This window comes from Mycobacterium sp. NGS33, assembly GCF_059812885.1.
The window spans coordinates 777,871-797,380 of sequence record NZ_JCALDN010000001.1; the positions used below are offsets into that span (position 1 = coordinate 777,871).

The window sequence follows — 19,510 nt, forward strand, 5'->3', positions numbered from 1 at the left end:
GCCGTGCCGATCCTGGAGATCCTGCGCACCGGACCGTTCGCCGTCGTCCAAGACCTCGGCCGCCCGGGCCTGGCCCACCTAGGGGTGAGCCGCTCCGGAGCCGCCGACCGGCGCGCGCACAAGCTGGCAAACCGGCTGGTGGCCAACCCCGACGACCGCGCCACGGTTGAGGTGACGTTCGGTGGTTTCGCGGCCAGGGTCATCGGCGGAGATGTGGACATCGCGGTGACGGGCGCCGACACCGACCCCACCGTCAACGGAATCACGTTCGGTACCAACAGCATTCACCATGTCCGCGATGGCGAGGTGATCTCGTTGGGCGCCCCGCGCGCGGGGCTGCGCAGCTACCTGGCGGTCCGCGGCGGCATCTGCGTGGACCCGGTGTTGGGGTCGCGCAGCTACGACGTGATGTCGGCCATCGGCCCGGCGCCGCTGCACAGCGGCGATCGCCTGCCGATCGGCGAGCACACCGACGCCTACCCCGAACTGGACCAGGCGCCGGTCGCGGCGATCACCGACCATGTCGTCGAGCTGTCCGTGGTGCCCGGGCCGCGCGACGACTGGTTCGTCGATCCCGACGCCCTGGTACACACCGACTGGGTGGCCTCGGATCGCAGCGACCGGGTGGGGATGCGGTTGACCGGCCGGCCGCTGCAGCACTGCTATCCCGACCGGCAGCTACCCAGCGAGGGTGCCACCCGCGGCGCAATCCAGGTGCCGCCCAATGGTTTACCGGTGATCCTGGGTCCCGACCATCCCGTCACCGGCGGCTACCCGGTGATCGGCGTCGTGGTCGACGAGGACGTCGACAAGGTCGCCCAGGTGCGGCCGGGCCAGACGGTGCGGCTGCACTGGGCGCGGCCCAGGTCGCTGGTGGGCGCCCCGTCCGGCGCCGCGAGTTGGCCGTTTTCCTAACCCAATTCGGCGGGGCGAACCGTCGGCGCCGCAACCGCGTGTATTCCAGCTCACACGAGAGTGGATCTATGCGTGAAATCACTTGACGGCGCCGCCTATTCACCGCCGGCGAAACGGCACCTGGGCGAACTGATTGCCCCTCAGGCATTTACCAGATAACTGGTAAACAACTAACAGGCGATATCGGCCCATTCCGGTTGACCCGTTCGCGTCGTAAATGTGAGCATCGGACCATACGGCGGGGCCACGCCCCTCCATATCGGGGCGCCCAAACGTCGAAAGCCAGTCTCCGAACCGCTTTCCCGATGTCGGGCGAGCCCGGTGACCCTTGACGCGGCGGCGGCCGGATGCGCGGTTCGTGGAGCCTGACGAGAGGGACCTGTATGCACGCCGACCGGCGAAATGCCGTTGGGCCGCAATCGATTTCCGTGGTAGGGGCATGGGCATGAGCGCCATGGCGACGAAAGGTGACGATCGGATGGGCCGCAGCCACCGCATCGCGGACTGGAACCCGGAGGACACGGCGGCCTGGGATGCCGGCAACAAGAACATCGCCCGGCGCAACCTGCTGTGCACCATCGCCGGTGATCACGTCGCGTTTTCGATCTGGACCCTGTGGCCCGTCATGGCGCTGTTCATGCCGGGGTCCGTTTACGGCTTCTCCGCCAGCGACAAGCTGCTGTTGGGGGCGGTCGCCACCCTCGTGGGTGGTTGCGCCCGCATCCCCTACACCTTGGGCATCGCCGCCTTCGGCGGCCGCAACTGGACGACGTTCTCGGCCTTCGTATTGCTGATCCCCACGGTCGGCACGATCGTGTTGCTGGCCAATCCCGGCGTGCCACTGTGGCCGTTCGTGCTGTGTGCCGCCCTGACCGGGCTGGGGGGCGGGAACTACGCGGCCTCGCTGGCCAACGTCAACGCCTTCTATCCGCAGCGACTCAAGGGCGCCGCGCTGGCCGTCAACGCCGGCGTCGCCAATCTGGGGGTGGCGGTGATCCAGTTGGTCGGCCTGCTGGTGCTGGCCACCGCCGGGCACGAGGCGCCGTACTGGGTGTGCGCGGTGTACCTGGTGTTGCTGGTCGTCGTCGGCATCGCTGCCGCGGTGTTCATGGACAACGTCAACCACGGCACCCAGCTGAGCACCATGCGCTCGATCCTGTTCGAGCGCGACACCCTGGTGATCTCGCTGCTCTACATCGCCACCTTCGGTTCCTGGATCGGGTTTTCCTTCGCCTTCGGGCAGGTGATGCAGGTCAACTTCGCCGAAAGCGGCGAGAGCCCCAAGCACGCGGCGCTGCACGCCGCACAGCTGGCCTTCCTGGGACCCCTGCTGGGGTCCCTGGCGCGCATCTACGGGGGCCGGCTGTCCGATCGCCTCGGCGGCAGCCGCGTCACCCTGGGCGTCCTGGCCGGCATGACGCTGAGCGCAGGGCTCCTGGTCACCGTCAGCACCGTCGACGACCACCACGCCGCGGGGCACGCCGCCACTATGATCGGCTTCGTCGCCGGCTTCATGGTGTTGTTCATCCTGTCCGGCATGGGCAACGGTTCGGTGTTCAAGCTGATCCCGTCGGTGTACGACGCGCGCAGCCGCTCGCTGGACGCGAGCGAGGACGAACGCCGTCATTGGGCCCGCGCCAAGGCGGGATCGCTGATCGGCATCTGCTCCGCCGTCGGTGCGCTAGGTGGCGTGGGGATCAACCTCGCGCTGCGCCAGTCCTACCTGAGCACCGGCACCGAAACCTCGGCGTACTGGGCGTTTCTGGCGTCCTATGTGGTGGCGGCGATCATGACTTGGATGGTCTATGTGCGCCGGCCCGCGTCCGCGCCGGGCCTGTCGGCCTCGGCGCCGGAAACCGAGGCGGCCCGCGTGTGAGCGGACTCGCAACACGGGCAATGCCACAGCAATTGACCGGTAACGCAACGGAAACGTCGCAGGCATACACACTTCATATGGCCCCCCAACTGGCCCCACCAGACTCCGCGCCGCTGACCGGCTACCGGATCGCCGTCACGTCGGCGAACCGCGCCGAGGAGCTGTGCGCGTTGCTGCGCCGCAACGGCGCGGAGGTGTCCAGCGCCGCGGCCATCAACATCATCGCGCTGCCCGAAGACGAAGATTTACACAGCCACACCGAGGCGGTGATCGCCGACCCGCCGGATATTTTGGTGGCGCACACCGGCATCGGCTTTCGCGGCTGGGTCGCCGCGGCCGACGGGTGGGGCCTGGCCACCCAGCTGCTGGCGTCGCTTGCCAAGTCGCGGATCGTGGCGCGCGGCCCCAAGGCGACGGGAGCGTTGCGCGCCGCCGGGTTACACGAAGAATGGTCGCCCAAATCCGAGTCGTCCCGCGAAGTTCTGCGTTACCTGCTCGAATCGGATGTCGCCGGCAAGCGCATCGCCGTCCAGCTGCACGGCGCGGCCGACGGGTGGGATCCGTTCCCCGAGTTCATCAACGGCTTGCGATCGGCGGGCGCGCAGGTGGTGCCCATTCACGTATACCGCTGGAAGCCGACGCCGGCCGGCGGTGACTTCGACCAGCTGGTGGCCTCGGTCGCCCGGCGGCAGTTCGACGCGGTGACCTTCACCTCCGCCCCCGCCGGCGCGGCGCTGCTGGAGCGCAGCCGCGAGTTGGGCATCGAAGATCAACTGCTGCAAGCGCTGCGCAGCGACGTGCACGCGATGTGCGTCGGCCCGGTCACCGCGCAACCGCTGATCCGCGCCGGGATCCCGACGTCGTCGCCCGAGCGAATGAGGCTAGGGGCCTTGGCCCGCCACATCGCCCAGGAACTCCCGCCGCTGCGGTCGTGCACCATCCGCGCGGCCGGTCACGACATCGAGATCCGCGGCACCTGCGTGCTGGTCGATGGTTCGGTGAAGTCGCTGTCGGGGTCGGGCATGGCGACGCTGCGCGCGCTGGCGCAACGCCCCGGAGATGTCGTCGCGCGCAACGACTTGCTGCGCGTGTTGCCCGGCAACAGCAGCGACCCACACGCCGTCGATACCGCGGTGCTGCGGTTGCGAACGGCGTTGGGCGACAAGAACATCGTGGCGACTGTCGTCAAGCGCGGCTACCGGCTCGCGATCGATCACCCGGAAGACTCGCCATGGCACTGATCCTGGCGGCACACGGCACCCGCAGGCCGGGCGGCGTGGCGATGGTCGAAGGCCTTGCGGCACAGGTGAGTACGCTCGTCCACAGCCCGGTGGACGTCGCTTTCGTGGACGTGGTGGGTCCCACCCCCACCGAGGCTCTGATGCGCGCGAAGGCGTGCGACCGGCCGGCCATCGTGGTGCCCGCGTTCCTGTCGCGGGGATACCACGTCCGGGCGGACCTGCCCGCCCACGTCGCGGCCAGTGGAAACCCGAACGTGCTCGTCACCCCCGCGTTGGGTCCGAGCGGTCAGATCGCTCGTATTGTCGGCGACCAGTTGGTGAAATGTGGTTGGCGACCGGGCGATTCGGTGGTCCTGGCCGCCGCGGGAACCTCGGATGCCGCGGCGCGCACCGACCTGCACACCACCGCGACGTTGGTGTCGGCCCTCACCGGATCGCGGGTGAGCCTGGCGTTCGCGGCCGGTGATGCGCAACTGCCCGAGGCCTTGGAAAGGGTCGTAGCCCGGGCCCGTGCGCGGCGCCCCGGCGGTCGTGTCGTCGTCGCCTCATACCTGCTGGCCGACGGCCTGTTCCAGCAACGGCTGCACGGCTGCGGCGCGGACCTGGTCAGCGAACCGCTGAGCACCCACTCCGGGCTGGCGCGCCTGGTCGCGAACCGGTTTCGGCGGGCCCTGCCGCCGGTGCTGGCCCCCACCGCACGGCACGCGTCGCGCCGATCGAGCCCGCATCAGCTGGCTCGCGGCCACGCCGTGCGCTCGGTTCCGTAGCGCGAAACGCCGGGTTTCGAGGCGCGCCGTTGCCCGCCATTCCTTGATCTTTGCCCCCAGACGGGCGATCCTGGCACCATGCCCCGTCGCGAAGAGCCATCGCATGGGATCCTCGACCCGGTCGCCAAGATGTTGCGGTTGCCCTTCGGCACACCGGAATTCATCGACCGGATGGTCACCGGCGGGGTCAATCAGGTGGGCCGCCGGACGCTGCGCACGCTGATCACCACCTGGGACGCCGCCGGCGGCGGCCCGTTCGCGGCCAGCGCCATCGCGTCGACGGGGATGGCGAAGACCGCCGAGATCGTGCAAAACATGTTCGTCGGCCCGGTCTTTGGCCCACTGCTGAAGATCCTCGGGGCCGACAAGGTCGCCCTGCGGGCCTCGCTGTGCGCCTCACAACTGGTGGGCCTGGGCATCATGCGCTACGGCATCCGCTCCGAGCCGCTGCATTCCATGTCGGTCGACGCGATCGTCGACGCCATCGGGCCGACGCTGCAGCGCTACCTGGTCGGCGACATCACCCGGTGAGCCGGCCTCGGACTCAGGCGGCCCGCTGCTGGTAGTCCCGCGCGATCTGCACGTAGCCGTCGGCCGTGATCCGCACCGGGTACACCGGCACCGAGACGGTCGGATCGTCCAGGCACGAACCATCTTCCAGCGAGAAGGCCTGCTTGAGGATGGGCGACTGCACGGTGACGCGGCCGTCGCGGTCCCCCACGATGCCGCGCGAGAGCACCGCGGCCCCGGAGAACGGGTCGACGTTGCCGATCGCGTGCACCGAGCCGTCGTCGAGCCGGAACAGCGCCGCCTGGGAACCGTCGTCGAGCAGCACGCCGACTCCACGGCCCGGAATGAGGTGGTCGTAAGCGCAAGCGCGGGTCCACACCTGGATGTCGTTGAGAAGTGTCATGATCCCTTCCTCATTCTTCCGGAGTTGTCGCTGCACGAACGCGCGGCATGCCAATGGACACAGGGATTTTGCGTCCGGCGTGCTCGGTGAACGCCACCGTCGAATCGACGGCATCCGGGGCGTTGACGAAGGACACGAACCGCGACAGCTTGTCCGGGTCGTCCAGCACGCCCTTCCATTCGCACTTGTAGTTCTCGACGTGCCGCTCCATTGCGGCCTCGAATTCGGCGGCCAGGCCCAGCGAGTCGTCACACACGACCTCGCGCACGTGGTCGAGTCCGCCGTCGAGGGAGTCGACCCACGGCGCCGTGCGCTGCAGCCGGTCGGCCGTCCGGATGTAGTACATGACGAACCGGTCGACATAGCGGACCAGCGTTTCGGTGTCCAGATCGCTGGCCAGGAGCTGCGCATGCTTCGGTGTCATGCCGCCGTTGCCGCCGACGTAGAGGTTCCAGCCCTTTTCGGTGGCGATGACGCCCACGTCCTTGGAACGCGCCTCGGCGCATTCCCGCGCGCAGCCCGAAACGCCCATCTTGATCTTGTGCGGCGCCCGCAGCCCGCGGTAGCGCAGTTCGAGATCGATGGCCAGCTGCACCGAATCCTGTTGCCCGTAGCGGCACCAGTCGGTGCCCACGCAGCTTTTCACGGTGCGCAAGGCCTTGCCGTAGGCGTGGCCGGACTCCATGCCGCCGTCGACCAGGCGCTTCCAGATCTCCGGCAGCTGGTCCACCCGGGCGCCGAACATGTCGATTCGCTGACCGCCGGTGATCTTGGTGTAGAGCCCGAAGTCCTGGGCGATCTGGCCGATCAGGATCAGGTGCTCGGGCTTGATGTCACCGCCGGGCACCCGCGGCACCACCGAGTAGCTGCCGTTCTTCTGGATGTTGGCCAGGAAGTGGTCGTTGGAATCCTGCAGCGAGGCCTGCTCGCCCTCGAGGATGTGGTCCGACCCGGTGGACGCCAGGATGGAGGCGACCACGGGTTTGCAGATGTCGCAACCCTTTCCGCGACCGAAGCGCTCCAGCAGTCCGGAGAAGGTCCGGATCTCGGTGGCGGAGATGATCTCGAAAAGCTCTGCGCGCGACTGGCTGAAGTGCTCGCAGAGGGCCTTGGACTGTTCCACGCCCTCGGCCTCCAGCAGCTGCTTGAGCAGCGGGACGCACGATCCGCAGGAGGTACCGGCCGAGGTGCACGCCTTGAGGGCGGGGACATCCGCGCAGCCGTCGGCGATCGCGCACTTCAGATCGCCCTTGGTCACGTTGTTGCACGAGCAGATCTGCGCCGAATCCGGCAGCGCCCCAACGCCCAACGCCGTGCCGGTGCCGGAGGAGGCTGGCGCGATCAGCGCCAGCGGGTCGCCGGGCAGCTCGCTGCCGACCATGGGCCGCAGCACCCCGTAGGACGAGGCGTCACCGACCAGCACGCCGCCGAGCAGCGTCTTGGCGTCGTCGGAGAGCACCAGTTTGGCGTAGGTCCGGTTGACCGCGTCGTTGATGGCGACCTCGAGGCAGTTCTCGGTCGTGCCCATCGCGTCGCCGAAGCTGGCCACGTCGACGCCCAGCAGTTTGAGCTTCGTGGACAGGTCGGCCTCGCCGAACTCGGCGACGCCGTCGAGCAGCCGGTCGGCCACCACCTCGGCTGAGGTGTAGCCCGGCCCCACCAGGCCGTAGCAGCGGCCTCCGATCGCGGCGACCTCACCGATCGCGTAGATGTCGGGATCGCTTGTCTGGCAAGCCACGTCGGTGAGCACCCCGCCACGCTCGGCGCGCTGCAGCCCGGCGGCGGTGGCCAGTTCGTCGCGCGGCCGGATGCCGGCCGCGAAGATCACCAGGCCCGCGTCGATGACCTGGCCGTCGGTCAGGCTGACCCGCACCGAGGTGGTGCCGTCGCCGTGCTCGACCGGCTCGATCGATTCGGTGCCCGTGCCGACGTGCACCGAGATGCCGAGCTCGCCGATCATCCTGGCCAGCAACGCGCCGCCGGCTTCGTCGATCTGCTGGGCCATCAGCCGCGGCATCATCTCGACGACGTGGGTCTGCAACCCGAACTGGCGCAGCGCATTAGCGGCTTCCAGCCCGAGCAGGCCACCACCGATGACGACGCCCGCGGCGGCGTGTGAGGTCTCCACCGCGCGCTGGGCGTCGGCGCGGATGGCGTCGAGGTCGTCCAGCGTGCGGTACACGTGACAGGCAGGTAGATCGTGACCCGGCACCGGCGGCACGAAGGCGTACGACCCGGTCGCCAGGACCAAGGCGTCGTAACCGTGCCGCTGACCGTCGGCGGTGACCACCGTCTTTGCCGCGCGGTCTATTTCGGTAACGCGCTGGTTGAGCACCAGCCGGACCTGTTCGTCACCCTCATATTCGTTGCCGGGCAAGGCCAGTAGCTTGCGATCCCAGCTTTCGGTGTAGGAGGTCAGACCCACGCGGTCGTAGGCCGCGTTAGTCTCCTCGGCGAAAACCGTGATGCGCCACAGTCCCTCGGTGTCACGGGCGCGCAGCGCCTCGACGAACCGGTGCCCCACCATGCCATGTCCGACTACGATGATGTGACGAGGCGCACAGCTGGCGCGCGAAATCCCGTCTGCAGACATGGCTTTGAGAGTAACGGCCAGAAATTACGTTCTTTTCGCCCAATGTGACGGTCCTATGACGAGGATCTCACAACTCACAGGAACGACTGTGATTGATCGTTCGCTGCCGGCGAACGGCGAGGTGGAACTTAAGCGTGGTCGACTCATGTTTGTACGAGTAGCCGGCCACGGAGGCGCCGGTCACAGGAATCTCACAATGAAGCTCAAGGAATTGGAAGGGAAGCGTCATGAGCAACCTCGCACTGTGGTCGCGACCGGCCTGGGACACCGACCGGTGGCTGCGCGACTTTTTCGGCCCCGCCGCCGCGGCGGACTGGAACACCCCGGCGACCAGCGGTTTTAGGCCCGCAGCCGAGATCGTCAAGGACGGCGACGACGCGATCGTACGGGTCGAGCTCCCGGGCGTTGACGTCGACCAGGACGTCAAGGTCGAGGTCGACCGCGGCCGCTTGGTCATCCACGGTGAACACCGCGACGAGCACGCCGAGGAAAAGGAAGGCCGCACGCTGCGGGAGATCCGGTACGGCTCGTTCCGCCGGTCGTTCCAGCTGCCCGCCCACGTCACCGGCGACGCCATCACGGCCAGCTACGACGCCGGTGTGCTGACCGTGCGGGTCACCGGTGCGTACGCGGGAAGCCAGGCGCAGCGCATCGCGATCACCAAATAAGCGCGGGCCCGTCCGCAGAGAAGTAGGCGAATCCGGCGGAGTCCCAACGGCTCCGCCGGATTCAGCGCGTCAGCGCCAGCGGGCCAACAACTGCTTGGCGTGGCCCGCCAGCGCGGCCTGCAGGAAGGGCCCGAAGCTGATGCGCGCAACGCCCAGCGGACCGAAGGACGCCGGGTCGTCCTGATCGGCCAGCGCGATCGCGTTGACCGGCAGCTCCAATTCGGCCGTCAGGCGCCGCAACGTGTCGGGATCGTGGCGGCCCACCGGATAAAGAACATCGGCGCCCGCGGCCGCGCACTGGTTCAGTCGGGCCACCGCCCGCTCGACGCGATCGGAGGCCTCGCCGTCCTGGCGCAGGAACAGATCGGTCCGGGCATTGATGACGACGTGCACCCCGGCCGCGTCGGCGGCCGACCGCAGCGCGCCGACCAACTCGGTGTGTTCGTCGGCGGACCGCAGCCGCTTGCCCTCCGCGTGCACGGTGTCCTCGATGTTCAGCCCGACGGCGCCGACGCTCAGCAGGCCCTCGATCAGGCGCGCCGGCCGCTGCCCGTATCCGGACTCGATGTCCACCGACACCGGCACGTCGACCGCGGCGGTGATCTGGGCGACCCGGGTGAGCACGTCGTCGAACGACATGCCCTCGCCGTCCGGTTTGCCGATCGAATCCGCCAGCGGATGGCTGCCCACGGTGAGCGCGGCGAATCCGGCGCCGGCGGCCAGCCGGGCCGACCAGGCATCCCACACCGTCGGCAGGATCACCGGGTTGCCCGGCCGGTGCAGTTCCAGCAGCGTGGCGGCCTTCTCGGCCGGGGCGGCGCGTCCCGTCATACGTGTTTGCTCCCTCGGCATCCGGCTCGGCGAGCTGACGTCCGGGTGTGCGATGGATAGTATCGAGGGCGAACTGTGATCCGAAACACTGCCGAGGAGATCCTTTGACTCGCACGCCGACCACGACTGGCACGACCGAATTCGCCGAACTGCACGACCTCATCGGCGGCCTGCGGCAGTGCGTGAACGCCCTGCGGGCCCGATACGGTGACAGCCCGGCCATGCGGCGCATCGTCATCGACGCCGACCGCATCCTGTCCGACGTGGACCTGCTCGACACCGACGTCTCCGAATTGGATCTTGCCCGCGCCACCGTGCAGCAGTCCGGCGAGAAAATCGTCATTCCCGACACCCAATACGACAGCGAATTCTGGCGCGATGTCGACGACGAGGGTGTCGGCGGTCACAACAGGTCCTGAACAACGAAGCCCCCCACAAGAGGGGGGCTTTCCTCTGTGTACCCTTCGACCTACAGCCCGTTCGAAGAGGAACACACTAAATGAGCGCACCCACGGCGAACCGTCCTGCGTCCGGTGTCTTTTCACCCACGCGCGCCCGTATCCAGCAACGGACCCTACGCACCGACCGGTGGTGGATGTCGCCGCTGCGGATCGATCTCGGCTTCGCGGCCTTCATCATCTACGCGACGGCGCGTGCGTTCCAGCAGAACTACTTCTTCGTTCCCAAGTACCACTACCTAACGCCGTTCTACTCGCCCTGCGTGAGCAAGGGTTGCGGTGAGGCCGGCGACATCTGGCCGCAATTCCTGCCCGACGTGTGGTGGCTGCCGTACGCCGCGTTGTCGCTGCCGTTCCTGCTGCTGTTCCGGCTGACCTGCTACTACTACCGCGGCGCCTACTACCGCACGGTGTGGCAGTCGCCCAGCGCCTGCGCGGTGGCCGAGCCCCGCGTGCACTACACCGGCGAGACCAAGTTCCCGCTGATCATCCAGAACACCCACCGGTACTTCTTCTACATCGCCGGCATCATCTCGGTGATCAACACCTACGACGCGATCGTCGCGTTCCATTCCGACAGCGGGCCGGGCGGATTCGGCTTCGGGCTGGGCAATCTGATCCTGCTCGGCAACGTCATCATGCTGTGGATCTACACCCTGTCCTGCCACTCGTGCCGGCACGTCACCGGCGGGCGGCTCAAGCACTTCTCCAAGCACCCTGTGCGGTACTGGATCTGGACCCAGGTCAGCCGGATGAACACCCGGCACAAGATGTACGCCTGGATCACCCTGGGCACCCTGATGCTCACCGACTTCTACATCGCATTGGTGGCCAGCGGCACCATTCCTGACCTCCGATTTGTTGGCTGACAAGCCATTTCGACACACATCAAGAATTTAGCTAGCGAGGGTTTCATGGTGGAAATCGAGCGGCACACGTACGACGTGGTCGTGATCGGTGCCGGCGGCGCCGGACTGCGTGCGGTTATCGAAGCGCGCGAACGGGGTTTGCGGGTCGCGGTGGTGTGCAAGTCCCTGTTCGGCAAGGCCCACACGGTCATGGCCGAGGGCGGCTGCGCGGCCTCCATGGGCAACACCAACCCGAAGGACAACTGGAAGACCCACTTCGGCGACACCATGCGCGGCGGGAAATTCCTGAACAACTGGCGCATGGCCGAACTGCACGCCAAGGAAGCCCCCGACCGCGTCTGGGAGCTGGAAACCTATGGGGCGCTGTTCGATCGCCTCAAGGACGGCAAGATCAGCCAGCGCAACTTCGGTGGGCACACCTACCCGCGGCTGGCCCACGTCGGTGACCGCACCGGCCTGGAGCTGATCCGCACCATGCAGCAGAAGATCGTCTCGCTGCAGCAGGAGGACTTCGCCGAGCTCGGCGACTACGAAGCCCGGATCCGGGTGTTCGCCGAAACCACGATCACCGAGCTGATCAAGGACGGCGACGCGATCGCCGGGGCGTTCGGCTACATCCGCGAAAGCGGCAACTTCATCCTGTTCGAGGCGCCCGCGGTGGTGCTGGCCACCGGCGGGATCGGCAAGTCGTTCAAGGTCACCTCGAACTCGTGGGAGTACACCGGCGACGGCCACGCCCTGGCCCTGCGGGCGGGCGCGTCCCTGATCAACATGGAGTTCGTCCAGTTCCACCCGACGGGCATGGTGTGGCCGCCGAGTGTGAAGGGGATCCTGGTCACCGAGGGTGTCCGCGGTGACGGCGGGGTGCTGAAGAACTCCGACGACAAGCGGTTCATGTTCGACTACATCCCCTCGGTGTTCAAGGGGCAGTACGCCGAATCCGAGCAAGAAGCCGACCAGTGGCTCAAGGACAACGACTCGGCCCGCCGCACTCCGGACCTGTTGCCGCGTGACGAGGTCGCGCGCGCGATCAACTCGGAGGTCAAGGCTGGCCGCGGCAGCCCACACGGCGGCGTCTACCTGGACATCGCCTCGCGGCTCACACCCGCGGAGATCAACCGCCGGCTGCCGTCGATGTACCACCAGTTCAAGGAGCTGGCCGGCGTCGACATCACGAAGGAGCCGATGGAAGTCGGGCCGACCTGCCACTACGTGATGGGCGGCGTCGAGGTTGACGCCGACACCGGCGCGGCCACGGTCCCCGGGCTGTTCGCCGCCGGCGAGTGCTCCGGCGGCATGCACGGCTCCAACCGGCTGGGCGGCAACTCGCTGTCGGACCTGCTGGTGTTCGGCCGGCGCGCCGGCCTGGGTGCGGCCGACTATGTGCGGGCCCTGAGCAGCCGCCCGACGATCGCCGAGGGCGCCGTCGACGCCGCGGCCAAGCGGGCGCTGTCCCCCTTCGAGGCGCCGGCCAACGGCGCGGCCGGGGAGAACCCGTACACCCTGCAGCTCGAGCTGCAGCAGTCGATGAACGACCTGGTGGGCATCATCCGCAAGGAGGAAGAGATCACCGAGGCCCTCGAGCGGCTCACCAAGCTGCGCGAGCGGTTCAAGAACCTGCACGTCGAGGGGCAGCGCCGGTACAACCCGGGCTGGAACCTGGCCATCGACCTGCGCAACATGCTGCTGGTCAGCGAATGCGTCGCCAAGGCCGCGCTGCAGCGCACCGAGAGCCGCGGCGGGCACACCCGCGACGACCACCCGGGGATGGACTCGTCGTGGCGCAAGGTGCTGCTGGTCTGCGAGGCGGCCGGCGGCGACGAGGTGATCCCCGACATCACCATCACGAAGAAGGATCAGACGCCGATGCGGCCCGATCTGCTGGAGCTGTTCGAGATCGCCGAGCTGGAGAAGTACTACACCGACGAAGAACTCGCCGGGCACCCGGGACGGAGTGGCAAATGACCTACAACGCGACGATGCGGGTGTGGCGCGGCGACGACGCCGACGGCGGTCTGCAGGACTTCACGGTTGAGGTCAACGAGGGCGAGGTCGTCCTCGACATCATCCATCGCCTGCAGCAGACCCAGACGCCCGACCTGGCGGTCCGGTGGAACTGCAAGGCCGGCAAGTGTGGCTCCTGCTCGGCGGAGATCAACGGCAAGCCGCGGCTGCTGTGCATGACCCGGATGTCCACCTTCGCCGAGGACGAGGTCGTCACCGTCACGCCGCTGCGGACGTTCCCGGTGATCCGCGACCTGGTGACCGACGTCTCGTTCAACTACGAAAAGGCGCGCGAGATCCCGTCTTTCGCGCCGCCCAAGGACCTGCAGCCCGGGGAGTACCGGATGGCGCAGGAGGACGTCGGACGCTCCCAGGAATTTCGCAAGTGCATCGAGTGCTTCCTGTGCCAGAACGTGTGCCACGTGGTGCGCGACCACGAGGAGAACAAGAAGGCGTTCGCCGGTCCGCGCTTCCTGATGCGGATCGCCGAGCTGGAAATGCACCCGCTGGACACCCGCGACCGGCGCAACGACGCCCAGGACGAGCACGGCCTGGGCTACTGCAACATCACCAAGTGCTGCACCGAGGTCTGCCCGGAGAACATCAAGATCACCGACAACGCGCTGATCCCGATGAAAGAGCGGGTCGCCGACCGCAAGTACGACCCGGTGGTGTGGCTCGGCAACAAGCTGTTCCGCCGCTGAGCTGCCGGCCCCGCCATCCGGGCCGTCCCGCCGTGGCACGTTAGGCCGTCGCGGGACCCGGGTAACCACACTGCATCCTGTCGGGTCGCCCCGTGCGGCCGTCTGTCCACGACCGGAAAGGCAGTTCATGGAACCCATGCGAGAAACCGCCAGCATCAACAACATTCGCACCGCGATCCGCCAGCTGTCGGTTCGCGCGCAGCTTGCGAACAAAGAAGGCCGATACGCCGATGCCGCCGAGCTCGAGAGCCGCATCCAGGGCTTTCGGGAGGAATTGAGCCACCGCCCCTAGGCGGTCAATCGTGCGCCGAGCCGACTAGGCGCCGAGGCGGCGGAATACGCTGCGGTGGAACACGATCGGCGCCACGTCGGCGTCGACGGTCACCTCGTTGACCCGCAACACCACAATGGTGTGATCGCCGGCCGGAATGAGCTGCTCGATGGCGCTTTCCAGCCAGAGCCCGGTGCCCTTGATGAACACCGCGCCGGTGGACCGCGAGACCGTCTCGAGGCCCGCGAACCTGTCGCCCGTCTTCGCGGCCAGCGTGCGGGCGGCCTCGTCGTGCGCCTCGCCGAGCACGCTGATGCCCAGCATCGGCAGGTCCTTGAGTTTGGGCCACGTCGTCGAGGTGTTTTGCACGCAGAACGACACCAGCGGTGGGTCCAGCGAGACGGGGACAAAGGTGCTGGCCGCCAGGCCTTCCCGGGTTCCGTTGACCTCGGCGGCGATCGCCACCACGCCGGACGGGAAGTGACCGAAGGCCTCACGCAGTGACGACGCTGTCAGCTTGTTGTTCGAGTTCACCGGACTGATTCGCCCCTAGAGCCGGACACGGGATTTTCGACTGTGACCCTACCCGGCGCCGGTCGCGCCGGCACGGCCACCCTCAGCCGTTTTCTAAGCGTTCTGCCGAATATCCGTGCGCCGCGGCCACATCCGGATGGGCCCGCAACCTGCTCTTCCAGGCGTTGCGGCCGTAGACCGAGAACATGGGGTCGGCCGGATCGTGCGACGGCGTCCAGTGCTGATCGGTCCGCGCCGCAAGCTCGTCGGGCAGTGACAGCGCCGGTATCCGCGCGTCCAGGCGCGGGTTGAAGAAGAAGGCCACCGAGATGCGCTCGCCCGCCTGCCCGCACAGGTTCACCCGGTGCTCGGTGGCGCGCAGGTAGCCACGCGTGGGCACCTCCAACAGCTCGCCGATATTGACGATGAACGCCCCCTCGCGCGGCGGCACCTCGATCCAGCCGTCGTCGGGACTCGCGCCGCCGCCGCCGCGCCGGACCTGCAGGCCGGTGCTGCCCGGCTCAGCCAGCAACAGGGTGAGCACGCCGGAGTCGCGGTGCGCGCCGACGCCTTGCGCGCTCGCCGCGCGTCCCGGATACCGGATGATCTTGATCAGGGTGGCCGGCGCGTCGGCGAAGGACGCGTCGAACACGGCGGGCGGGCTGCCCAGCGAGGCCGCCCAGTGCCGCAACAGGGTGCGGGCCACCGCGGACAGCGCGGCGTCCCACTCCTCGACGAGCCCGGCCAGCTCCGGCAGGGCGGCCGGCCACTGGTTCGGGCCCTGCAGCCACCGATAGTCGGTCTTGTCCAGCCCGTCGATCGGGGCGCGCTCCGGTCCGACGTCGATCTGCTCGCGCCAGTCCACCTCGCCGCGGGTCAGTTCGCCGCCGAGCCGGGTGTAGCCGCGGAAATGGGGGCTGCGCACCATCGCGACCGCGTCCTTGTCCGGTTGCGGCAGCCCGAAGAGCCGTCGCGCCGCGTCCAGCATCCGGGTCACCAGATCCGGGGGCACACCGTGACCCGTCAGGTAGAAGAAGCCCACCTGGTGGCTCGCCTCCCGCAGCTGCTGCCGGGCGCGCGCGGACTCGGCCCGCAGGTCCACCGTCGGTATCTCGACGGGCGGGGCACTGACGGCGCGCACATCGGTCACGGGTGGATCGTCGCCGCAGGTAGATCGGATTTCAACGGCATGACCAGCAGCTTCCCAACCGGTTGGTTAATTAGGCAATGAAATCTAGCTCACATTGACTTGCATACGGCTGACGCGAACGATATTTTAGGTCTTGTTACTGGTGGGTAACTTAGACCTAGTACCCAACCACAAGTGGCATTCTCAACGAGGAGGACCGTAGTGAGCCACTACAAGAGCAACGTCCGCGACCAGGTATTCAACCTGTTCGAAGTTCTGGGCGTTGACAAGGCGCTGGGCCAGGGCGAATACGCCGACCTGGACGCCGACACAGCCCAAGAAATGCTGAATGAGATCAGCCGACTGGCCGAGGGGCCGGTCGCCGACTCCTTCGTCGAGGGTGACCGCAATCCGCCGGTGTTCGACCCGAAGACGCACTCGGTGACGCTGCCGGACTCCTTCAAGAAATCGGTCCAGTCCGTCATCGAGGCCGGCTGGGACAAGGTCGGCATCGACGAGGTGCTGGGCGGCATGCCGATGCCCCGCGCGCTGGTCTGGGCGCTGCACGAGCACCTGCTCGGCGCCAACCCGGCCGTGTGGATGTACGCCGGCGGCGCGGGCTTCGCCAACATCCTGTACCACCTCGGCACCGAGGAGCAGAAGAAGTGGGCCGTCATCTGCGCTGAGCGCGGCTGGGGTTCGACCATGGTGCTCACCGAGCCGGACGCCGGTTCCGACGTGGGCGCCGGGCGGACCAAGGCCGTCAAGCAGGACGACGGCTCCTGGCACATCGACGGCGTGAAGCGGTTCATCACCTCCGCCGACTCCGGTGACCTGTTCGAGAACATCTTCCACCTGGTGCTGGCCCGCCCCGAGGGCGCCGGGCCGGGCACCAAGGGGCTGTCGCTGTTCTTCGTGCCCAAGTTCCTGTTCGACTTCGAGACCGGCGAGCTGGGCGAGCGCAACGGCGTCTTCGTCACCAACGTCGAGCACAAGATGGGCCTCAAGGTCTCGGCGACGTGCGAGCTGAGCTTCGGCCAGCACGACGTCCCCGCCAAGGGCTGGCTGGTCGGCGAGGTGCACAACGGCATCGCGCAGATGTTCGAGGTCATCGAGCAGGCCCGCATGATGGTCGGCACCAAGGCCATCGCGACCCTGTCGACGGGCTACCTGAACGCGCTGGAGTACGCGAAGTCTCGCGTCCAGGGCGCCGACATGACCCAGATGACCGACAAGACCGCGCCGCGCGTGACCATCACGCACCACCCGGACGTGCGCCGGTCGCTGATGACCCAGAAGGCCTACGCCGAGGGTCTGCGCGCGCTGTACCTGTTCACGTCCACCTATCAGGACGCGGCGGTCGCCGAGGCGCTGTATGGGGTGGGCCCCGAGCTGGCGGTCAAGGTCAACGACCTGATGCTGCCGGTCGTCAAGGGTGTGGGCTCGGAGCAGGCGTACGCCAAGCTCACCGAGAGCCTGCAGACCTTCGGTGGCTCCGGCTTCCTGCAGGACTACCCGATCGAGCAGTACATCCGGGACGCCAAGATCGACTCGCTCTACGAGGGCACCACCGCCATCCAGGCGCAGGACTTCTTCTTCCGCAAGATCGTCCGCGACAAGGGTGTGGCGCTGGCCCACGTGTCCGAGCAGATCCAGAAGTTCGTCGATGCCGAGTCCGGCAACGGCCGCCTGAAGACCGAGCGCGAGCTGCTGGCCAAGGCCCTGACCGACGTGCAGGCGATGGCGGCCACGCTGACCGGCTACCTGATGGCGGCGCAGGAGGACGTGACCAGCCTGTACAAGGTGGGTCTGGGTTCGGTGCGCTTCCTGATGAGCGTCGGTGACCTGGTCATCGGCTGGTTGTTGCAGCGTCAGGCCGCGGTCGCCGTGGCGGCGCTCGACGCCGGTGCCAGCGGCGAGGAGCGGTCCTTCTACGAGGGCAAGATCGCGGTGGCGTCGTTCTTCGCGAAGAACTTCCTGCCGCTGCTGACCAGCACCCGCGAGGTCATCGACACGCTGGACAACGACATCATGGAACTCGACGAGGCCGCCTTCTAGGAGACCTTCGACGGCCACGCACAAATCCCCCGCCTCGCCTGCGAAGCGGGGGATTTGCGTTCGGCAGGTAACGACGAGGCCCTGCTTGAAAGGCCCGCTTGCACGCAAAAGGCCGCCGCTGGATCCCCTCACTCCAGCGGCGGCCCTTTTCGTACGCCAGTCCGCGTGGCGGACGGGCGGTCGCATTCGGGGGATGCCCCGTATTGCCGTCGGGGTCGGGGGGTCAGACCACAACACGGGGCTATCCGGTGGGGCGGATACCCGCGCCCCCTTCTGACTAACCAGATGTGACTCAACTCATGACGAGCGTCGAGCCGGCGGGGCGAGGCGCCCGAGGTCCCCGTCAGGCCTCCAGGATCGCGGCCACGCCCTGGCCGCCGGCCGCGCAGATCGAGACCAGGGCGCGCACGGGGGCGCCGCCCTTCTGCTCGGCCTTGCGCTGGGCCAGCTGTTTGGCCGCCTGGGCCAGGATCCGCCCGCCGGTGGCCGCGAACGGGTGACCGGCGGCCAGCGACGACCCGTTGACGTTGAGCTTGGACCGGTCGATCGAGCCCAGCGCGCCGTCTAGGCCCAGCCGCTCCTTGCAGTACTCCTCGGATTCCCACGCCTGCAGGTGGCACAGCACCACCGACGCGAACGCCTCGTGGATCTCGTAGAAGTCGAAGTCCTGCAGGCTCAGGCCGTTGCGGGCGAGCAGTCGCGGCACGGCGTAGGTCGGGGCCATGAGCAGGCCGTCGCGCCCGTTGACGTAGTCCACCGCCGCGGTCTCCGAATCCACCAGGTAGGCGAGCGGGGTCAGCGAATGAGCGGCCGCCCACTCGTCGGTGGCCAGCAGCGCCACCGACGCACCGTCGGTCAGTGGCGTCGAGTTGCCGGCCGTCATCGTCGCGTCGCCGGCCTTGACGCCGAACACCGGGCGCAGCTTGGCCAGCTTCTCCGCCGACGAGTCCGGGCGCAGGTTGTCGTCGCGGTACAGCCCGAGAAAGGGCGTGACCAGGTCGTCGAAGAAACCGCGGTCGTAGGCCGCGGCCATGTTGCGGTGGCTGGCGGCGGCGAGCTCGTCCTGGGCGACGCGCGAGATGCCCATTTTCTTGGCCGTGAGCGCCTGGTGCTCCCCCATGGACAGCCCGGTGCGCGGCTCGCTGTTGACCGGGATCTCGACGCCCAGGGTGGCGGGCAGCGTGCCCACCAGCTTCAGCCGTTGCACGTTGGACTTGGCCCGGCGCAACTTGAGCAGCGTGCGGCGCAGGTTGTCGCCCAGGCCGATGGGCGCGTCGGAGGTGGTGTCGACGCCGCCGGCGGCGGCCACCTCGTAACGCCCGGATGCGATGCCCTCGGCGGCGGCGACGGCCGCCTGCAACCCGGTACCGCAGGCCTGCTGCAGGTCGAATGCGGGCGTGTGGGACGACAGCTGCGACCCCAGCACGCATTCGCGGGTCAGGTTGAAGTCCCTGCTGTGCTTGAGGACGGCGCCGCCGACCACGACGCCCAGCCGCTCGCCGGCCAATCCGAAGCGATCCACCAGCCCGCCCAGGGCGGCGGTGAACATGTCCTGGTTGGACGCCTCCGCGTAGGCGCCGTCGGATCGGGCGAACGGAATGCGGTTGCCGCCCAGCACGGCCACCCGCCGACGCTCAGAACTGCGCTGAGCAGACTGTTTACTTGCCTCAGAACTTGCAGCGGCCACTATTCTTCTCCGT

At 67.9% G+C, this 19,510-nt stretch carries 18 protein-coding genes; 12 read left to right on the forward strand and 6 right to left on the reverse strand.

Features of this window, described 5'->3' with window-relative positions; genetic code table 11:
* Positions 1 to 3: 3 nt before the first annotated feature.
* The 5 genes from AC5Y5B_RS03520 (at position 4) to AC5Y5B_RS03540 (ending at position 5,330) form a co-directional block, all read left to right on the forward strand.
* A complete protein-coding gene (locus AC5Y5B_RS03520; protein ID WP_112632730.1) occupies positions 4 to 915 on the forward strand; it encodes a 5-oxoprolinase/urea amidolyase family protein in 912 nt (303 codons plus the stop codon).
* A 478-nt stretch (positions 916 to 1,393) separates the two neighbouring features.
* Positions 1,394 to 2,791: an MFS transporter gene (locus AC5Y5B_RS03525; RefSeq protein WP_112632780.1), complete on the forward strand. Its 1,398-nt coding sequence runs from the start codon at positions 1,394 to 1,396 to the stop codon at positions 2,789 to 2,791.
* An 89-nt stretch (positions 2,792 to 2,880) separates the two neighbouring features.
* Positions 2,881 to 4,032, forward strand: coding sequence for a uroporphyrinogen-III synthase (locus AC5Y5B_RS03530; RefSeq protein ID WP_112632781.1), 1,152 nt, complete (start codon positions 2,881 to 2,883; stop codon positions 4,030 to 4,032).
* Positions 4,023 to 4,799 (forward strand): sirohydrochlorin chelatase, encoded by a 777-nt coding sequence (locus tag AC5Y5B_RS03535; protein ID WP_500003576.1) that lies wholly within the window; start codon positions 4,023 to 4,025, stop codon positions 4,797 to 4,799. The genes AC5Y5B_RS03530 and AC5Y5B_RS03535 overlap by 10 nt, the downstream gene beginning before the upstream one ends.
* 78 nt (positions 4,800 to 4,877) lie before the next feature.
* On the forward strand, positions 4,878 to 5,330 hold the full coding sequence (locus AC5Y5B_RS03540; RefSeq protein ID WP_112632732.1) for a TetR/AcrR family transcriptional regulator: 453 nt from the start codon (positions 4,878 to 4,880) through the stop codon (positions 5,328 to 5,330).
* Between the two features lie 13 nt (positions 5,331 to 5,343).
* Here the strand turns inward: AC5Y5B_RS03540 and nirD are convergent, their stop codons facing one another.
* Together nirD and nirB are read right to left on the reverse strand one after the other, a co-directional pair.
* Positions 5,344 to 5,712 carry a nitrite reductase small subunit NirD gene (gene nirD, locus AC5Y5B_RS03545; RefSeq protein ID WP_112632733.1) on the reverse strand — a complete coding sequence of 123 codons (369 nt, stop codon included), beginning with the start codon at positions 5,710 to 5,712 and terminating at the stop codon, positions 5,344 to 5,346.
* A 10-nt stretch (positions 5,713 to 5,722) separates the two neighbouring features.
* Positions 5,723 to 8,305, reverse strand: a complete 2,583-nt coding sequence (nirB, locus tag AC5Y5B_RS03550) for a nitrite reductase large subunit NirB (protein WP_500003581.1) — start codon at positions 8,303 to 8,305, stop codon at positions 5,723 to 5,725.
* Between the two features lie 227 nt (positions 8,306 to 8,532).
* On the opposite strand from nirB, the gene AC5Y5B_RS03555 reads away from it, so the two are divergent.
* A complete protein-coding gene (locus AC5Y5B_RS03555) occupies positions 8,533 to 8,973 on the forward strand; it encodes an Hsp20/alpha crystallin family protein (RefSeq protein WP_112632735.1) in 441 nt (146 codons plus the stop codon).
* Between the two features lie 69 nt (positions 8,974 to 9,042).
* On the opposite strand, the gene AC5Y5B_RS03560 is transcribed toward AC5Y5B_RS03555, so the two are convergent.
* Positions 9,043 to 9,804 carry an isocitrate lyase/PEP mutase family protein gene (locus AC5Y5B_RS03560; RefSeq protein ID WP_500003590.1) on the reverse strand — a complete coding sequence of 254 codons (762 nt, stop codon included), beginning with the start codon at positions 9,802 to 9,804 and terminating at the stop codon, positions 9,043 to 9,045.
* Positions 9,805 to 9,908: 104 nt separating this feature from the next.
* Here AC5Y5B_RS03560 and AC5Y5B_RS03565 point away from each other — a divergent pair, with 104 nt between their 5' ends.
* The 5 genes from AC5Y5B_RS03565 (at position 9,909) to AC5Y5B_RS03585 (ending at position 14,131) form a co-directional block, all read left to right on the forward strand.
* Complete coding sequence (locus tag AC5Y5B_RS03565) at positions 9,909 to 10,223, forward strand: Rv0250c family protein (protein ID WP_500003594.1); 315 nt, start codon at positions 9,909 to 9,911, stop codon at positions 10,221 to 10,223.
* Between the two features lie 80 nt (positions 10,224 to 10,303).
* Entirely contained in the window at positions 10,304 to 11,131 is an 828-nt protein-coding gene (sdhC, locus tag AC5Y5B_RS03570) for a succinate dehydrogenase subunit SdhC (protein WP_500003598.1), read from the forward strand.
* A gap of 45 nt (positions 11,132 to 11,176) precedes the next feature.
* Positions 11,177 to 13,096, forward strand: a complete 1,920-nt coding sequence (locus AC5Y5B_RS03575) for a fumarate reductase/succinate dehydrogenase flavoprotein subunit (protein WP_112632739.1) — start codon at positions 11,177 to 11,179, stop codon at positions 13,094 to 13,096.
* A complete protein-coding gene (locus tag AC5Y5B_RS03580) occupies positions 13,093 to 13,839 on the forward strand; it encodes a succinate dehydrogenase/fumarate reductase iron-sulfur subunit (protein WP_067123930.1) in 747 nt (248 codons plus the stop codon). Before AC5Y5B_RS03575 ends, AC5Y5B_RS03580 begins: the two co-directional genes overlap by 4 nt.
* A 127-nt stretch (positions 13,840 to 13,966) precedes the next feature.
* The gene (locus AC5Y5B_RS03585) at positions 13,967 to 14,131 is read left to right on the forward strand and encodes a hypothetical protein (protein ID WP_500003606.1); all 165 of its coding nucleotides are present in this window, start codon (positions 13,967 to 13,969) and stop codon (positions 14,129 to 14,131) included.
* 24 nt (positions 14,132 to 14,155) lie between these two features.
* Here AC5Y5B_RS03585 and AC5Y5B_RS03590 read toward each other — a convergent pair whose 3' ends face one another.
* Both AC5Y5B_RS03590 and AC5Y5B_RS03595 read right to left on the reverse strand, forming a co-directional pair.
* Positions 14,156 to 14,644 (reverse strand): flavin reductase family protein, encoded by a 489-nt coding sequence (locus tag AC5Y5B_RS03590; RefSeq protein ID WP_112632740.1) that lies wholly within the window; start codon positions 14,642 to 14,644, stop codon positions 14,156 to 14,158.
* A gap of 82 nt (positions 14,645 to 14,726) precedes the next feature.
* Complete coding sequence (locus AC5Y5B_RS03595; protein ID WP_500003611.1) at positions 14,727 to 15,773, reverse strand: isopenicillin N synthase family dioxygenase; 1,047 nt, start codon at positions 15,771 to 15,773, stop codon at positions 14,727 to 14,729.
* 201 nt (positions 15,774 to 15,974) lie between these two features.
* Here AC5Y5B_RS03595 and AC5Y5B_RS03600 point away from each other — a divergent pair, with 201 nt between their 5' ends.
* A complete protein-coding gene (locus AC5Y5B_RS03600; RefSeq protein ID WP_112632741.1) occupies positions 15,975 to 17,810 on the forward strand; it encodes an acyl-CoA dehydrogenase in 1,836 nt (611 codons plus the stop codon).
* Between the two features lie 343 nt (positions 17,811 to 18,153).
* Here the strand turns inward: AC5Y5B_RS03600 and AC5Y5B_RS03605 are convergent, their stop codons facing one another.
* On the reverse strand, positions 18,154 to 19,497 hold the full coding sequence (locus AC5Y5B_RS03605) for an acetyl-CoA C-acetyltransferase (protein ID WP_112632742.1): 1,344 nt from the start codon (positions 19,495 to 19,497) through the stop codon (positions 18,154 to 18,156).
* Positions 19,498 to 19,510: the final 13 nt, after the last annotated feature.

Bases quoted from the DNA above. Each gene is read 5' to 3' on its own strand.
- AC5Y5B_RS03525 (WP_112632780.1), top strand. From the start codon at position 1,394: ATGGGCCGCAGCCACCGCATCGCGGACTGGAACCCGGAGGACACGGCG.
- AC5Y5B_RS03535 (WP_500003576.1), top strand. From the start codon at position 4,023: ATGGCACTGATCCTGGCGGCACACGGCACCCGCAGGCCGGGCGGCGTG.
- AC5Y5B_RS03540 (WP_112632732.1), top strand. From the start codon at position 4,878: ATGCCCCGTCGCGAAGAGCCATCGCATGGGATCCTCGACCCGGTCGCC.
- nirD (WP_112632733.1), bottom strand. From the start codon at position 5,712: ATGACACTTCTCAACGACATCCAGGTGTGGACCCGCGCTTGCGCTTAC.
- nirB (WP_500003581.1), bottom strand. From the start codon at position 8,305: ATGTCTGCAGACGGGATTTCGCGCGCCAGCTGTGCGCCTCGTCACATC.
- AC5Y5B_RS03555 (WP_112632735.1), top strand. From the start codon at position 8,533: ATGAGCAACCTCGCACTGTGGTCGCGACCGGCCTGGGACACCGACCGG.
- AC5Y5B_RS03560 (WP_500003590.1), bottom strand. From the start codon at position 9,804: ATGACGGGACGCGCCGCCCCGGCCGAGAAGGCCGCCACGCTGCTGGAA.
- sdhC (WP_500003598.1), top strand. From the start codon at position 10,304: ATGAGCGCACCCACGGCGAACCGTCCTGCGTCCGGTGTCTTTTCACCC.
- AC5Y5B_RS03575 (WP_112632739.1), top strand. From the start codon at position 11,177: ATGGTGGAAATCGAGCGGCACACGTACGACGTGGTCGTGATCGGTGCC.
- AC5Y5B_RS03580 (WP_067123930.1), top strand. From the start codon at position 13,093: ATGACCTACAACGCGACGATGCGGGTGTGGCGCGGCGACGACGCCGAC.
- AC5Y5B_RS03585 (WP_500003606.1), top strand. From the start codon at position 13,967: ATGGAACCCATGCGAGAAACCGCCAGCATCAACAACATTCGCACCGCG.